This is a genomic window from Candidatus Fukatsuia anoeciicola, from assembly GCF_964059965.1.
Lineage (GTDB): Bacteria > Pseudomonadota > Gammaproteobacteria > Enterobacterales > Enterobacteriaceae > Fukatsuia > Fukatsuia anoeciicola.
In genome coordinates this window covers 193,232-211,069 of record NZ_OZ060923.1, presented here as the reverse complement: position 1 = coordinate 211,069, position 17,838 = coordinate 193,232, and the positions used below count along the sequence as shown (strand labels likewise).

Annotated in this window: 10 protein-coding genes; 5 read left to right on the top strand and 5 right to left on the bottom strand. The window is 26.7% G+C overall.

The features are described 5' to 3' along the window. The first annotated feature begins 105 nt into the window (after positions 1-105). Positions 106-720, top strand: a complete 615-nt coding sequence (gene grpE, locus AB4W73_RS00770; protein ID WP_367680560.1) for a nucleotide exchange factor GrpE — start codon at positions 106-108, stop codon at positions 718-720. 71 nt (positions 721-791) lie between these two features. Here the strand turns inward: grpE and ung are convergent, their stop codons facing one another. Next, positions 792-1,454: a uracil-DNA glycosylase gene (gene ung / locus AB4W73_RS00765; protein ID WP_367680559.1), complete on the bottom strand. Its 663-nt coding sequence runs from the start codon at positions 1,452-1,454 to the stop codon at positions 792-794. A gap of 1,147 nt (positions 1,455-2,601) precedes the next feature. On the opposite strand from ung, the gene priA reads away from it, so the two are divergent. Together priA and coaA are read left to right on the top strand one after the other, a co-directional pair. Next, on the top strand, positions 2,602-4,800 hold the full coding sequence (priA, locus tag AB4W73_RS00760; RefSeq protein ID WP_367680558.1) for a primosomal protein N': 2,199 nt from the start codon (positions 2,602-2,604) through the stop codon (positions 4,798-4,800). 419 nt (positions 4,801-5,219) lie between these two features. Beyond that, complete coding sequence (gene coaA, locus AB4W73_RS00755) at positions 5,220-6,143, top strand: type I pantothenate kinase (protein WP_367680557.1); 924 nt, start codon at positions 5,220-5,222, stop codon at positions 6,141-6,143. Positions 6,144-6,154: 11 nt separating this feature from the next. Here coaA and amiC read toward each other — a convergent pair whose 3' ends face one another. Beyond that, a complete protein-coding gene (gene amiC / locus AB4W73_RS00750) occupies positions 6,155-7,402 on the bottom strand; it encodes an N-acetylmuramoyl-L-alanine amidase AmiC (protein WP_367680556.1) in 1,248 nt (415 codons plus the stop codon). A 1,163-nt stretch (positions 7,403-8,565) separates the two neighbouring features. Here amiC and dapE point away from each other — a divergent pair. Continuing rightward, the gene (gene dapE / locus AB4W73_RS00745; RefSeq protein ID WP_367680555.1) at positions 8,566-9,699 is read left to right on the top strand and encodes a succinyl-diaminopimelate desuccinylase; all 1,134 of its coding nucleotides are present in this window, start codon (positions 8,566-8,568) and stop codon (positions 9,697-9,699) included. Positions 9,700-10,110: 411 nt separating this feature from the next. Next, positions 10,111-10,317 carry a hypothetical protein gene (locus AB4W73_RS00740; RefSeq protein ID WP_367680731.1) on the top strand — a complete coding sequence of 69 codons (207 nt, stop codon included), beginning with the start codon at positions 10,111-10,113 and terminating at the stop codon, positions 10,315-10,317. Between the two features lie 3,306 nt (positions 10,318-13,623). Here AB4W73_RS00740 and AB4W73_RS00735 read toward each other — a convergent pair. The 3 genes from AB4W73_RS00735 to dnaG all read right to left on the bottom strand — a co-directional run bounded on the left by AB4W73_RS00735 (position 13,624) and on the right by dnaG (position 17,689). Then, positions 13,624-13,713 (bottom strand): hypothetical protein, encoded by a 90-nt coding sequence (locus AB4W73_RS00735; protein ID WP_367680554.1) that lies wholly within the window; start codon positions 13,711-13,713, stop codon positions 13,624-13,626. Positions 13,714-13,913: 200 nt separating this feature from the next. After that, positions 13,914-15,824: an RNA polymerase sigma factor RpoD gene (gene rpoD / locus AB4W73_RS00730; RefSeq protein ID WP_367680553.1), complete on the bottom strand. Its 1,911-nt coding sequence runs from the start codon at positions 15,822-15,824 to the stop codon at positions 13,914-13,916. Positions 15,825-15,910: 86 nt separating this feature from the next. After that, positions 15,911-17,689 carry a DNA primase gene (gene dnaG / locus AB4W73_RS00725; RefSeq protein ID WP_367680552.1) on the bottom strand — a complete coding sequence of 593 codons (1,779 nt, stop codon included), beginning with the start codon at positions 17,687-17,689 and terminating at the stop codon, positions 15,911-15,913. Positions 17,690-17,838 lie beyond the last annotated feature (149 nt).

The window sequence follows — 17,838 nt, the reverse complement described above, 5'->3', positions numbered from 1 at the left end:
GAATTTTTTCTTCTTTTAACATTGTGATTAATTCCCTTGAATCCATTATTTTAATCCCCATAATAGACCAACTTAGGAGATTAATGCTAAAAAGCGGAGATATCTATGAAGAATGATAATAAAGAACAGAAAACATCTATCGATAAAATATTAACAGAAGAAAATAAACAAATAATCGAACAACAAGCAAGCGAAACATTAAAAATTAATGATATTGCAAACCAACGTATTACTGAGCTAGAAACTAAAATTACCATGCTAGAAATAGAATTAGCAGCAGCTAAGAAGAGCGAACGTGAAAGTCTACCTCGTAAAGAAGCTGAAATCCAAAATATTCGTCGTCGCGCAGAAAATGATATCGAAAAAGCTAAAAAATTTGCATTAGAAAAATTTTCTAGTGAATTATTACCAGTAATTGATAGTTTAGAAAAAGCATTATCTTTATTAGATGGATCGAATAATGAACTTTTACCTATGATTGAAGGGCTTAAATTAACACTGAAGTCTTTATTAGATACTATGGGAAAATTTGGCATTGAGATAATTTCAGATATTCAGATACCATTTAACCCAGAGTATCATCAAGCAATGAAATTATCTGCATCTAACGAAATACAGTCAAACTATGTTATGAAAATGATGCAAAAAGGTTATAAACTTAATGGTCGTTTATTACGACCAGCAATGGTTGAGGTGTCAAAAGGCAAAGCAGAAATTTAACACTTTTTCGTGTCATTAAGGCACTGTTAAAAGTGCCTTTTTGTAATGTTATCCTAAACTAATAATCTTAGTTACCAGTTTATTGGTGATAAATTATACTCTTGTAATAATTGGTTTGTTTTCGAAAAATGCTTACAACCAAAAAATCCACGATAAGCAGATAAAGGTGAAGGATGAGCTGCTTTTAGAATAAAATGACGTTTTTTATTAATTATCTGTCCTTTTTTTTGTGCATGAGATCCCCATAATAAAAAAATTATACCTTCTCGATATATATTTAATACGTCAATAACTCTATTAGTAAAAATTTCCCAACCAAGATTTATATGAGAACATGCTTTACCTGCTTCAACTGTTAATGTCGTATTTAATAATAATATACCTTGTTGTGCCCAGTTTTTTAAATAACCATGATTAGGATATGTAAAACCTAAAATATCTGTCTTTAATTCTTTATATATATTCATTAGCGAAGGAGGGATAGGTATTCCAGGTAATACAGAAAATGATAAGCCATGTGCTTGGTTTTCTCTATAATAAGGGTCTTGCCCAAATATAACTACTTTAACTTCTATTAAGGCAGTAAAATGGAAAGCGTTAAATATATTTTGCTGCTTAGGATAAATTATTTTACCAGTATCAAGTTGTTCTACTATATAACTTAATATATTTTTAAAATAAGGCTGTTGTTTTTCCTGACTAATAACATCATACCAAGTAAGAGCAATCGACATACTAGAGTTCCTTTACTTTAATTAAATAGTAACCTTTCTGCAATAATACTATTAGCATACTGATATGTTTAATTATTAATAATTAAAAAATTATATAATTATTTTTTAAAATACTAACATAAAAATAACTTATTTTTATGTTTATTAAACTATTAATAATTAACATTTTTTTAAAAAAATACTTTAAAGGTAATTTATTAAATATTATTTAATACACATTAAATAATAAAAATATAATTTTTTAATTTTTATGAATGAATTATATTTTATTTTAGCCTATTATTTATATAATTAGATATAAATATTACTATTATTTATCATACGAAAGTTTCTTTATTAAGTAATAGTATTCTAAACACTATTACTTAATCATTTATACTCGCCATATTTTTAATTAAGTTATTTATTAAAAATATATTTAGAATGATTACCAGTTATCTTTTATTATTTAAAAATAAACATAAACTTTATATTTTTATATATTTTCTTCATCTAAGTATAACTAAATAATATTTCAAATAAATTCTTAATTTTTTATAACTAACTCTTAAGATATAATTTAACTATTTAGACGTATTAATTTACATTATTTTAGTTTAAATTTATATGGCTATTTTATATATAGTCTATACAATTCACTTATTTTATAAACTAATACTTTTATAAGAGTATAGTACAATTTTATAATATATTAGATAAGTGCAAATAAATAATAGATAGTCAGAAATTAGGTTATGTTTAGAAGATTATTTATTAATGATCCTCAAACATTTACAATAGTATTGTAGATATTTTTTTGTTAATTAAAATTATAAGATAAGTAATAATTATATATTAAAAGTAATATAAAGTATCAGCGTATATTTATTAATACTACTAAATGCTATTTAAACCGACAAAACATAAATAGTTTTATTCAGAAAAGACATACTTTAGTACTAAAAAATAATACGATAATCATAAGTTATTGATTAGCATAAATTAAATAAATATTATTAGTATAATTAAATAATCTAAAGTTATATTAGATTTTTACTAAAATAGGTAATAATGATTTGAATTAAGAAATAATCTAACTATAGTAATTTATAGTATGAAAATTAGATAAATAAGAGTTTTCGAAAAGATTTAATGTAAGGATAATGTCATGCTTATTTTTAAAATTGCATTACCGGTACCACTAGCTCAAACTTTCGACTACCGATTAGATAGTATTGCAATATCCCCTGTTGTGGGTGCCCGCGTAAGAATTCCCTTTGGTAATCGTAAAGCTATTGGTATAGTAACCGGGATCAGCACAACTAGTATATTACCTTATGAAAAACTTAAATCTATTGAGGCTATTCTAGATGGTCAAGGACTATTTCCTATTAAATTATGGCATATTCTTTGTTGGGCCGCTGATTATTATCATTATCCTATCGGGGAGGTATTATTTCATGCATTACCTATCTTATTACGCCAAGGAAAACCTGCTTTATTTATGCCATTATATCAATGGGTTATTACTGAACAAGGAAAAGCAATACCTCTAGAAAACCTAAAATCTGCTCCAAAACAACAACGAGCACTTGCTGTTTTATTACAACAACCACTTTACCATTATCAAACTAATGAAATGGGACTAACGTCTACTGTCTTAAAAAGTTTAAGAAATAAAAAATTAATTAAAATGTGTAAGCAAGACAAAATAAATACTAACTGGCATTATCAATTTTTATGTACAGGTAAGCGTTTACAACTTAATAACGAACAAGCAGCAGCAGTAGAAGCTATAAGTCATGAGAATCAACATTTTGTTGCCTGGTTATTATCTGGCGTAACAGGTTCAGGTAAAACTGAAGTCTATTTAAGTATATTAGAAAATATTCTTTCTCAAGGAAGACAAGCACTAATTTTAGTACCTGAAATTAGTTTAACACCACAAACTATAGCACGTTTTCGTGAGCGCTTTAATGTACCTATAGCAGTACTACACTCAGCATTAAATAACAGTGAACGATTATTAGTATGGCTACGAGCACGTAATGGCGAAGTAGCTATTGTTATAGGAACTAGATCAGCATTATTTACTCCTTTTTCACAACTAGGTGGAATTATTATTGATGAAGAGCATGATAATTCATATAAACAACAGGATGGTTGGCGTTATCACGCACGCGATCTTGCTATATTTCGGGCGCGGGAAGAAAATATCCCTATTGTTATGGGGTCAGCAACACCAGCATTAGAAACATTATATAATGTACAGCTAGGAAAATATCGACAACTTACTTTATCTAAACGCGCTGGTAATGCTACAGTTGCTAACCATTATTTAATTGATATAAAAGGATTATATCTTAAGGTTGGACTTTCTAAACCCTTGCTAGAGCAGATACAAAATCATCTAAAAGCTAAGAATCAAGTTATGTTATTTCTTAATCGTCGTGGTTATGCACCTGCTTTACTTTGTCATAAATGTGGCTGGATTGCTGAATGTCAGCGCTGTGATCACTATTATACTTTACATCAAAACCAACAACATTTACGTTGTCACTATTGTGATAATCAACGATTAATAATGATACAGTGCCCAGAATGTAACTCTACTAATTTACTTTCTGTAGGTATAGGTACTGAACAATTAGAAAATAATTTACGCCCTTTATTTCCTAATACACCTATTACACGAATCGATCGTGATACAACTAATCGTAAAGGATCATTAGAAAAATATTTAAATGATATTAACCAAGGAGGGGCACGTATTTTAATTGGCACACAAATGTTAGCCAAGGGGCATCATTTTCCAGATGTCACCTTAGTAGCTCTATTAGATGTAGATGGCGCATTATTTTCAGCTAATTTTCGTTCATCTGAAAGTTTTGCTCAACTTTATATTCAAGTTTCAGGTAGAGCAGGGCGATCAGGAAAACAAGGAGAAGTTTTTTTACAAACACATTATCCTGAACATCCTGTGTTACAAATTTTATTACAACAGGGTTATTTAGCTTTTGCTAAACAAACACTAATAGAGCGACAGAGCGCATTTTTACCACCTTATACTAGTCATATAATCGTACGTAGTGAAGATCATGATAACCAACAATCAATGTTATTTTTACAACAATTACGTTATTTATTAGAATTAAACTCCTTAAAAGATGATATGCTTTGGATCATGGGACCAATAATGGCTTTACAAGCAAAACGAAGTGGGCGTTTTCGTTGGCAATTATTAATCCAGCATCCTTCACGTTATCGATTACAGCAACTAGTGAGTTACTTACAACCATTAATCGTTAAGTTGCCACTTGCTAAAAAAGTTAAATGGGCATTAGATGTTGATCCTATAGATAATTAATTATTTTCATAAAATTTTATATATAATAAATCTATAATTTATTATATAGATTAAAAACTAATAATCTTTAAAAGATAAATAATACTTATACTAAAAAACTTAATTACCTACAATATAAAACTTAATTTTTATCTAGAGTAGATATATAGTAAAAGACATATAAATTAATTATGAAAATAAATATAACATGTTAATACTAATTGACAGTTATTAATAAAGTAATTATATTACTTAATATTTATTATATTAAATATAAATAAATTTAAATTAGAAATTTTTATAAAAACAACAATATAATATTAGCCCTCTACTTTCTTATAATTTTATTTAAATCAGATTATACATCCGTATTATAAACATATTTTGTATTATACTAATATATAGAATTTAGTTTATGATAAAAAAATTAATTATTAACAATGTATTACTTAAAATTTAATCGGACTCAGTGGGCAGCTTTACGTCATTTAATCCCATTTACATTAATAAAAAAAGAATTTATTAATCTTCAAGAGATTAATAAAAATTTATTACCAGAAGAAGTAGCACAAATTTATCTTCCTTTATCATGCTTACTTAATTTTTATATTAACTCTAAATTTAATCATCAGGTAATGCTAAAACAGTTTTTAGGTAACTATAGACAAAAAATTCCTTATATCATTGGTATTACTGGTAGCGTTGCTGTTGGTAAAAGTACCGTTGCACGTCTATTACAAATATTACTGAGTCGTTGGCCAGAACATCAATGTGTTGAGCTTGTTACTACTGATAGTTTTCTTTATCCTAACAAAGTATTACATGAACGTGGTTTAATAAAAAAAAAAGGTTTCCCTCAGTCCTATGATATATATAATTTAATTAATTTTATTACTAAAATTAAATCAGGAGACCATCAGGTAAAGGCTCCATTTTATTCGCATCTAATGTATGATATAGTACCTAATGGTAATAAGTTTATTAAACAGCCTGATATTCTTATATTAGAAGGATTAAATATATTACAAAGTTGGATAAATTATACTAATAATTTAAATTATATATTTATTTCTGACTTTATTGATTTTTCAATTTATATCGATGCGCCTGAGAATTTATTAAAAAACTGGTATATTAATCGGTTTCTTAGATTTAGACAGAACGCATTTACTAATCCAAATTCTTATTTTTATCATTATACTCTATTATCAGAAAAAGAAACAGCTAAAATAGCCGACCAATTATGGGATGAGATAAATGGACTAAATTTAAAGCAAAATATTTTACCTACCCGTAAACGTGCTAGCTTGATTATAAAGAAAAGCGTTAATCATGTAGTAAAAAGTATATGGCTCAGAAAATGATCGTGATTTTGTTATAATCGCGATACTGTCCCACCATTAGTAAAATAAGTCTTAATGCCTGCAAATATAGATTCAGCTATCTGTTGTTGAAAATAGTTAGTACGTAATTTTCGTTCTTCCTCAAGATTACTGATAAATGCGGTTTCTATAAGAATAGATGGAATATCTGGTGCTTTTAGCATCGCAAATCCTGCCTGCTCAACACAATTTTTATGTAATTTATTAATCTTATTCATATAGTTAAGTACTTCTTTACCAAACTTTAAACTATCTTTAATAGTTGCAGTTTGTAATAAATCAATTATCGTATGATCTAAATAGTGATCACCGCTCTTGCTAACTCCACCTATCTGATCTGCTTCATTTTGAGTTTGTGCTAAAAAACGTGCTGCAGTACTTGTTGCGCCTTTAGTTGAAAGCGCAAATACCGACGAGCCTTTAGCTGAGCGATTAGTAAAAGCATCTGCATGTATAGAAACAAAAAGGTCGGCACGCAGCTTACGTGCTTTAGCAACACGAACGGTTAGAGGGATAAAAATATCTTCATTGCGAGTCATATGAACTTGCATATTAGGTTCTTTCTGTATCAGCATCCTTAACCGACGGGCAATCTGTAGCACAATATCTTTTTCACGAGTTTTATTTTTACCGATAGCACCAGGATCTTCTCCACCATGTCCGGGATCAAGCATAATAATAATTGGTCTATCATGACCTACTTTACCTACTGATGATGATTTATCTAGCAAAATATGTTCTAAATTATTTCTGTTATAATCTTTTAATAAAGCTAATAGTGGATCATCTTTTGTTGTTGTGCTAGTAACTGGATAAAGATCAATTACTAAACGATAGTTAAATTTTGCAATAGGTTTTAAGGTAAAAAGCTGTGAATTTGTATTTTGTTTAAGTTTAAGAATAAAACGTAATGTATTTTTATTAAATTGACCTACTCGTATTTGCTTAAGATAAGGATCAACTGATTGAACTTGACTATTTATTTTCTTAAGCGCTTTATTTAAATATAAACCTTCGATATCAATAACAATTTTATTTAGTTTAAATAAAGAAAATTGCTGGTATCTAAGAGGGATATTTGATTCTAACGTAATCCGCGTATAAGTTGATGAAGGCCAAATCCGTACTGCAATAATTTGCGTAGGGGTAGCGAACCCAATTTTGCTAACACTAAGCATCCAACATGCTGCTATAGCCTGTAATAGACGGCGACACTCAGGATTATAAATTAAATTTAACATGATACTCCTAAGGTCGTTATTACATTAGTTTTGCTTCTTACTAATTTTACTATTATAATTTAGTAAAACTTATTACTTTTAATATTACAGCATAAAATTATTAATAATTTACACAAATCTATTACTAAGTGTTTTAATAATAAAAATATTAAAAAATAATTTTTTACTATAATTCTTTAATTAATAAATTATTTAATAACATAATAAATATGTATATTCCTTTCAATTTTATTCGTTACTAATACATTTATAATATTATTAACTAATTTAAATAAAAATAATATTAAGAACTTTAGTATTCTCTATTAATATAGTAAAAGTGATTTAATATAATTAATATTTAAATAATTACCTTTACTGTTTTTATTTTTTTCTATAGTGTTTAATATTCCTATTTGAGGTCTTAAACTACTAGATACTCAATAATTTTATGCATTACTACTCTTTTATATAGATGATCATCTATTAGCTAGTAAAATGCTTTATTAATTTTGCTTATATAATTAAAAAATTATCATATAAGTTAACAATATTAAAATTTTTAAAATATTTAGTATTATTTTACTATTAGACTAATTGCATTGCTAACTATATATTATAAATTCAATGTTATATGATACTTACAATCTTTATGTGTTTATAGTTAATAATATTTTGTGTACTCTATAGTTTTATATAATAAAGTTATAGTTTCATAGAAGGCTAATATAGCTAATAGTAAATTAATACCATAATATAAGTTTATATTATGGTATTAATTTATAGTTAAGGGAAATTAAAGATAGTTTACTAGATTTATTTATTACTTTCTTATAGTATAAATTACTAGTTTTATGTGTTATTTTAAAAATATATGTTAAGTTAGACAACTATATTGTTGTTTACAAATTACTTTATAATATTATATTAATTAGTTAATAACAAGATGTCTATAAGATTTTGTTAATACTTTAGTGTTAAGATCTTTACTGAATATATATAGTACTTATCTGTTATAAATTAAGTTAAATAAAGTGTTTGATATTAATAAATACTAGCTTTCTAAAACTTTTCATTAACATGGTCTTATTCATTAAATAATTTTTATTATAAAATATTTTAATTAAATATTACTTAGTTTTAATTTTACTAGTTATCAATAATTTTTTTAGAGGCATTGTAGTATGAGTTGTCCAGTCATTCAACTCGCAAAACAATTAATTAAACTTCCATCGCTTAGCCCAGCAGATAAAGGTTGCCAGACGTTACTGACGGAACGTCTAAAGCAAGCTGGTTTTAATATTGAGCTAATGGATTTTGCTGATACTAAAAATTTTTGGGCATGTCATGGTCAAAGTAACGAGGAGACATTAGTTTTTGCTGGACATACCGATGTTGTGCCTATTGGTGATGAATGTGAGTGGATCAATCCACCATTTGATCCTACTATTCGTAATGGAATACTTTATGGTCGTGGTGCTGCTGATATGAAAGGTTCACTAGCTGCAATGGTAGTTGCTGCTGAACGTTTTATTGCTACAAAACGTAATCATAGTGGTCGTCTATCGTTTTTAATTACTTCAGATGAAGAAGCTAAAGCAACTAATGGTACAATAAAAGTAGTCCATACGTTAATGAAACGTAACGAACGATTAGATTATTGTTTAGTTGGGGAGCCTTCTAGTATACGATATGTTGGTGATATAATTAAAAATGGTCGGCGTGGTTCTATAAACGCTAACTTATTAATACATGGTATACAAGGGCATGTTGCTTATATTCATCTATTAGATAATCCAATTCATCGTATACTACCTATTTTACAAACACTATTAGCCACAGAATGGGATTCAGGAAATCAATTTTTTCCTGCTACTAGTATGCAAATTACCAATATACAGGCCGGTAATGGAAGCAGTAACATTACTCCTAATAAGCTATTAGTGCAGTTTAATTTTCGTTTCAGCCCAGCATTAACTGATACGTTAATTAAAGAAAAAGTAGAAGCATTATTAACTAAATATCAGTTAACTTACGATATTGATTGGGTGATTTCTGGTCAGCCATTTCTAACAAAAAAAGGAAAGTTACTTGAAATAGCAATTAAAGCTGTAGAGCATCATAGTAAAATTACACCACGATTACTCACTACTGGGGGCACATCTGATGGTCGTTTTATTGCTTTAATGGGTGCGCAGGTAATAGAACTTGGGCCTATCAATACTACTATTCATAAAGTAAATGAATGCGTTAAGGTTGCTGACTTACAATTACTAAGTCGTATTTATCAGTGTATTATGGAAAAAATTCTTAAATAAATTTCTTATATAAACTACTATATAGTGTAAATTTAATATTATGTGATACTTAAAATCTTCATACGTTTATATATAATATAAAATAACTACGTATCTAGTGCTTTAATTTAATACCCTACGTAATAATTTTTCAAGAAATTTAATGAAGATTATTTAAACCAATAATTTTTAGACCTATTTAAACTTTTATATTTGTTAATTTTATATGAAAAAATAATTTTAAAATATTTATTAATTTTTTTATTATACATAAAAGTATAACTACATTTTATTTATTTTTTCTTTGTATAACATAGTTAAAAGATTTATAATATATTTTAAATATTTAAATAAGATCTTTTTTTAATGATTACTACTTTACTATTATAGAAGTTATATTAAAAAGGTAAAGATATGGATTTCTTAGGAGATATACTTTGGTTAAAAAATTATTGGTGGTTAATATTAATTTTATTAATAAGTATTATTTTAAATGCTATCAAAGAATTATATCAGCTTGATTATAAAAGTTATCTAAAAAATAAACCGCAATTACCTCTTAATCGTGAAGGTAATACTAAGTTGGATAATAATAAAGATTCAAAAGTTAAATATGATAGAAATAGTCTTATAAGTTAATTTAAATAAATTCGTAATAAAATAAATTAACAGTAATATTATGTTACTATTTTTACGGAATGCTTTAACTTAAGCTATTTGTATTTCATAGGATTAAGATTCAGGTAATAAATAGAAAATATATAATATTATCATATTTATTTAGTAATAATTTTATTATATATTAAATAAGGTTTAATTTGTTTAATCCACTACTGTAATTTTAGTATTTTCTATACTACATATATTATTATTTGTATATATGCTAAGATTTATTTTCTTTTATAATTATAGATATTAGTAAAATTTTAATAAATAAGTAATCTAGATAATTATGCAGAGATAAATTATTTATATAATAAATGATAGTTATAAGAATCTTTTACATGGACCCTGCTATAAAATTAAAGACCTAGTAAATTAAATAAATAAACAAAAGGTATTTAAAAATTAACCTAGTTTTTTATTATGCCTATCTCTAAAACCAATACTCTTACTATTACGTGAGTATTACTAATAATATCCTGAATAAAAAATCTCTGTACAATATAAAGCAATAAATAAAGATGCTACAATAAAAAATTCGTCGCTTAATTAGTACTAAATATAATTTAGCTTAAAAAATAATAAGATATTTAATACAGTAGATAAGTATAAATAAATAACAGTAGTTAAAAACTCATATGTATTTAGGTAATTATTTATTAATAATTCTTAAGTATCTATGAGAACATCATAGTTATTTTTTCTATTATTTAAAACTATAAGATAAGTAATAATTATGCATTAAAAAGTAATATACAGCATTAGCGTACACTTATTAATGTCACTAAATACTGTTTAAACCGACAAAAAACATAAAGAGTTTTATTAAAAATAAAAGATATAGTTTAAAAACTAAGTAATCGTTAATAAAAGTAAAGCAGTTACCCATATAACTTTTATTAATAAAAGACATTATAATTTTAGGTTACTTAATGGTTTTATATATAAATATATCTTATAATTAAAATAATGATAGATATAGATTACTTGGACTAATAAAATTCATTTAAACTTAATATTACTTAAAAAATAAAGAAAAAAATTCTTTAGTACTAAAAGATAACCTAATTATAAGTTATTAAACTAACATGCATTAAATAAATACCATTAGTATAATTAAATAATCTAAATTATATTAGATTTTTATTAAAATAGGTAATAATAATTTAAATTAAAATATAATCTAATTATAGTCATTTATAGCATGAAAATTAGATATAAAAGTTATAAAAAAGGTTAGTATATAAAAACTTCTATATTTAATAGGTATATCCTAAGTCTTAAGGTAAGTGTTTGTTTAATTATTTTACTTTATACATATAAATTATTTCTTCGTTTTATAATAATTTTAAATATTTTTCTTAGATCATATTACAAGTAAATTATTTTATTATGAATTACCTTATGATAGGTTTATAAAACATATAATTATATAAAACTAATTAAATAATTTATTATGTGACATCCTTTTTAGTCATTCTAATATTTCTAAGTAATTATAAGTAGTATTTTATATTTATATTTTATACTCATTACCACGATGGAATATAATAATTACTTAACTTTTTATCAAAATAACTAGCTTTAGTATATCGTTAAATAATAAAATTATATCATTAAATAATAAATTTAAAATATCTAATATTAGTGTTTAATTTATATATCAAATATAGGAATAATAACTTCTATAAGATAATTAACATTTCTAGTCTTCTAATTAGAAGATGATAAATAAATTAACTTATCGATTTTATTTTTAATACATAGATACTATCATATTTTAAAAACTGATTAATAATGTTTATTGATAACTTTAATATTATTACTAATATTAACAAGTAAAATTACATACTAGTGCTTAAAACACTACATAATTTATCAATTAATCCATAATTTTAAGTTATTAACTTTTAGTTTAATAACTATACTTTTTCTATTTTTGGTATGGGTAATTTTTTAATTAATTAACTAATATAATATTAATTATTAATTTTTTTGGTAAGATTATTAAATAATTAAATATAAATATACGATAAATATTTTATTTAAAACTAAATGTATACTATACTTTATTAGTAATATGCATATCTATAATTAACAAGGAATAATTAATATAAAAGCAATTAATTTTTTATAAAATTACTAGTACTTATATACGTATATCTAATAATTTACTTATTCTTATAACTAGATATTAAAATAGTTTGATATAAATTTTTTAGGTCGTAGTCTGAGAATATAACTTGTATTCTTGCTAAAATTAGGCTTTTACCCAATAGATATTTGCTTCTTATTAAAACAAACTTAAATTTTTATGACTACTGTACTTTTTATTCTATATGTAGTATAAGTTATAGAATTATAATTCATAAATCTTTTATTACTGATAAATATTAATTTTTTAATTACTAAAACACTTAGATTAAAAGAATATTATACAATAACTCTAAAATATACTTTAAAGTATATAAGAATATATAATAAAATATCCTGTTTATGAATGCATCAAAATATTATGTTTTTAGTTAAAATAACTATGCTATAAGCAAAAAAATTGAATAATGAAGTAAATTATTTTTGCTAATATTAAGAAAAAAATTTATAAATCCTCAAAATATGATAGTGATTACTAGCAATTACTAAATGATTATTATAGATAACTAGTTTTTTGCACAATAATATTACTATTTTTGGTATATCCTATTGATAAATAAAGCGCACTAGATTTATAGTTAGGTACTACTTTAAGTAGATAATATTAGTTCTAATAGACTAGATTCCGTTTCTATAACTGAATTATATGTACATTACGGCTTATTTTTATTGAACAGGCAGTGCGTAAGGTATCATAATCAAAAAATTTTTAAGAAATTTTATTAAAAATAATTTAGAATATTATCTAATAATATATAGGCTTACAATATCTAGGTGTACTAGGAAGCAAATTAATAAAGTATGGAGTTTTATTTAATAGAGTTTTTAGCAATACGTATATAACCTTAGTTACTAGATAATAAAATTATCTTTTAAAAACTTTACTAAGTTAGTATTATGATTAATTAAAATTAACGTGATATGTTATCTCAGATATTGTTTAAAACAATATCATAATTAGATTTGTTAATTTTTTAAAATTTGTTATTCACAATCAAAATATTATTTATGTATTATATTAAATAATAATTTTTTTGTATAAAACATCAAAAGGTTAATTAATCAAAAATAATTTTACCTAAATTTTTTAGAAAATAGTGTAATGCAATACATACACCATAATCTTCGTTAATTAATATATGTTTTTAATTTAGTAAAACGTATCTTATAAAATTTATCTAAATTAGTATAATAAATACTAAGATACCTATTATTCAATTATTAGATTATTTTTGTTATTGTTTCTTATAGTACTTGTTTATCAAAAAACAATTAAACTTAGTTTTTCTTAATATGAGTGCTTCTTAATTTATTATAACTTTATTAATTTTAGTATTAGTATTTAAAAACTAACAATTATCTTGTTATATTAACGTAATCTCTCCCTACCTAAGATAGGGAGAGTAGGTAATAACAATTTAATCATCAAGAAAACTGCGTAGTGTTTCAGAACGGCTTGGGTGACGTAGTTTACGTAATGCTTTAGCTTCAATTTGGCGAATACGTTCACGAGTAACATCAAATTGTTTACCAACTTCTTCTAAGGTATGGTCAGTATTCATATCAATACCAAAACGCATACGAAGTACTTTTGCTTCACGAGCAGTAAGACCCGCTAGTATATCATGAGTTGCTGAGCGTAAACTTTCAGAAGTTGCTGACCCAAGCGGTAACTCTTGTATTGTATCCTCAATAAAATCACCCAAATGTGAATCTTCATCATCTCCAATCGGAGTTTCCATTGAAATTGGTTCTTTAGCAATTTTTAGTACCTTACGGATTTTATCTTCTGGTATTAACATGCGTTCTGCTAATTCTTCTGGTGTTGGTTCTCTTCCTATTTCCTGTAACATCTGGCGTGAAATACGATTAAGTTTATTTATTGTTTCAATCATATGTACTGGAATACGAATAGTACGTGCTTGGTCAGCAATTGAACGGGTAATTGCTTGACGAATCCACCAGGTAGCGTAAGTAGAAAATTTATAACCACGACGATATTCAAATTTATCAACTGCTTTCATTAAACCAATATTACCTTCTTGAATTAGATCAAGAAACTGTAGGCCACGATTAGTATATTTTTTAGCAATTGAAATTACTAAACGTAAGTTAGCTTCTACCATTTCTTTTTTTGCACGCCGTGCTTTAGCTTCACCAATTGACATACGACGATTAATATCTTTAGCTTGTTCAATAGTTAAACTAGTCTCTTCCTCAATATAGCGTAATTTTTGAAGGTTACGTTTTACTTCATCAGCAACGTTATGCAATTTTTTAGACCAGCTTTTACCCATTTTTAAAGCATTTTCAAACCAAGTTTCACTAGTTTCGCTATTAATAAATAGAGTAATAAAAATTTTCTTTGGCATTTCGCATTGATCAACACAGAGTTTCATAATAATACGTTCTTGGGTACGAACACGATCCATCATTAAACGCATATTATTAACAAGATAATCAAATTGCTTTGGTACTAATCGGAAATGTTTAAATATTTCTGAAAGTTTTAGAATTTCAATAATAGTATCAGCGTGGTTACGACCATTTTTTTTAATTTCTTTCCTAGTATTTTCATATTGTTCACGTAGTTCACTAAATTTTTGTTGTGCAAGCTCGGGATCAATACTGTTATCAGTTTCAGTATCATCATTATTATCTTCATCATTCTCATCATTATCTACTATTTCTTCAGTAGGTAATTCAGAACCAATATGAGTAGCGGTCGGTATTATATCTTCTTGTGCATCCGGATCAACAAATCCAGTTATTAGATCAGATAGTCTAGCTTGATCAGAAGCAATACGATCGTACTGTTCTAATAAATAAGTAATAGCTTCAGGATATTCAGCAACTGAACATTGTACTTGATTAATTCCTTCTTCAATGCGTTTGGCAATATCAATCTCACCTTCTCGTGTTAAAAGTTCAACAGTACCCATTTCTCGCATGTACATACGTACAGGATCAGTTGTTCGCCCAATTTCAGTTTCAACACTAGATAACACTTGTGCTGCTGCTTCTACAGTATCATCATCAGTATCAGTGGTATTTTCGGCTAACATCAAATCATCAGCATCAGGTGCTTCTTCTAACACTTGTATGCCCATATCATTAATCATCTGGATGATATCTGCAATCTGTTCAGAATCAATGATGTCTTCCGGCAGATGGTCATTGACCTCAGCATAGGTCAAATAGCCTTGCTCCTTACCACGAGTGACAAGTAGTTTTAGCTGTGACTGCGGGTTTTGTTCCATAAGACGGTATCCATGCTTGCGAGTAATATTTAGGTTGGTGTTAGCTAGTAAAGTTGCCAACAATAACATTTGGGTTCTGGATTACCGCTACCTAATCTAGCGGTTAATACAGAGGATTATCCTTATATTTATCAATAATTAGATTATTATATATTTCATTTTTTTCCTCGCGCCTCATTGATTAGACGAACTTCTTCACGCTCTTGAGCATTTAAGCCATGCGTAGTACGGGCGCGGGCAATTAAAATTTCTAATCGTTTTTCTAGTGCTGAATCAAAAAGATGGTTTAACGCATCTTGAAAGGTTATTTCAATAATTTCTTCTACCTCTATTATATTCCAAGTTGCTAATTTTTTAAGTTGCTTACTAAATTTAGCGCTACGATATTGCTCTAGAAGTTGACCAGTATTTAAACCTGGCTGGGTAAGACAAGTTTTTACCAATTCAGTAAATAAGGATAAACCAACTAATTTCGTTTGTTTAATACCTTCTAATGATGGTACTAGTGTTACCAGATGTGGATATTGTAATAGCAATGCAATAAGTATACGTATAGTTGTTAATTTTAACTGTGGCTGTAGGTAGGTATTAATATTTTTAGAGCGCTTAGGTATTAGTTTATCTAAAAGATAATCATCTAGAATACCTAATTTATTACCTAATTGTTGACGCAAACAGAGTCGTAATGTTTCTCCTGGTACTTGAGCGATTAATGGTAAAGCTAAGGCGCTTAGTTTAGCGCGCCCATCAGGATTACTTAGATCAACCTGTAGTATTAGTGTTTCAAGCAGGAACTGAGAGAGTAGCGGCGCCTGTTTCATACGTTGTTGAAAGGCTGCTTGCCCTTCTTTACGTATTAGAGTATCGGGATCTTCACCTTCAGGTAAAAACATAAAGCGTAGCTGACGTCCGTCATTTAAATAAGGAAGCATTATTTTTAATGCTCGCCAAGCGGCGTCCCTTCCAGATTTATCGCCATCATAACACCAAATAATATTATCTGTGATGCGAAATAATAATTGAATATGTTCAGTGGTTATTGCTATTCCAAGTGATGCAACTACATAATGAATACCAAATTGCGCCAAAGCTATTACATCCATGTATCCTTCAACGACTAATAAACATGTTAGATTAGACTGTTTAGTTAACGCTTCATATAAACCATAAAGTTGGCGACCTTTATGAAAAATTTCTGTTTCAGGTGAATTTAAATACTTAGGTATATTATTACTAAGAACACGACCACCAAAAGCAATGATACGGCCACGTTTATCACGGATTGGAAACATAATACGTTCACGAAACCTATCATAGTTATGTTCCGTACCATTCTGTGCTACTTGACTATGTTGCATACTATTAACCACTAACATGCCAGTTTTATTTAATATTGCACGATTTTCCTTGTTATTGCCAAAATGTTTTATTAGGTTATTCCAACCAGCAGGAGAAAAACCAATAGCAAAGCGCTGGATAATCTCTTTACTTAATCCGCGTCGCTTAAGATAGTGGTAGGCAGAGCTTGCTGACGGACTATTAAGTGATTGTTGATAAAACCTGCCTATTTGTTCCATCAATTGATAAATATTTTGTCGTTGCTGGTATTCAATGTAGTTAGCAGCAGTTCTATTTTCATAAGGCACGGTCATTCCGTTGATAACAGCTAATTCCTCAATACTTTCAATAAATTGTAATTGATCATAATTCATAAGAAAATCTATTGCATTACCGTGAGCACCACAACCAAAGCAATAATAAAATTGTTTATCACTATTGATAGTAAATGAAGGTGTTTTCTCATAATGGAATAGACAATGCGTAATATAATTTTTACCTTGTTTCTTTAATTTTGCCCGAACCTTAATTAGATTAACAATATTGGTACGGGCTAGTAACTCATTAATAAATATGCGTGGAATACGTCCAACCATAATGCCTTTATTTGCCAGTTTGCTAAAATAACTTTATTTATAGTTTACTAAACGAGAATAAATTATATTTTCCTATCAAAGAGTACGGCTATATTTCTTGTATAATAAAACAGATAAAGAATAATTAAATAATAAAATTTTTTGCTTTT

Coding starts and splice junctions, on each gene's coding strand:
- grpE (WP_367680560.1), top strand. CDS start 106: ATGAAGAATGATAATAAAGAACAGAAAACATCTATCGATAAAATATTA.
- rpoD (WP_367680553.1), bottom strand. CDS start 15,824: ATGTTATTGTTGGCAACTTTACTAGCTAACACCAACCTAAATATTACT.
- amiC (WP_367680556.1), bottom strand. CDS start 7,402: ATGTTAAATTTAATTTATAATCCTGAGTGTCGCCGTCTATTACAGGCT.
- dapE (WP_367680555.1), top strand. CDS start 8,566: ATGAGTTGTCCAGTCATTCAACTCGCAAAACAATTAATTAAACTTCCA.
- dnaG (WP_367680552.1), bottom strand. CDS start 17,689: ATGGTTGGACGTATTCCACGCATATTTATTAATGAGTTACTAGCCCGT.
- ung (WP_367680559.1), bottom strand. CDS start 1,454: ATGTCGATTGCTCTTACTTGGTATGATGTTATTAGTCAGGAAAAACAA.
- priA (WP_367680558.1), top strand. CDS start 2,602: ATGCTTATTTTTAAAATTGCATTACCGGTACCACTAGCTCAAACTTTC.
- coaA (WP_367680557.1), top strand. CDS start 5,220: ATGTATTACTTAAAATTTAATCGGACTCAGTGGGCAGCTTTACGTCAT.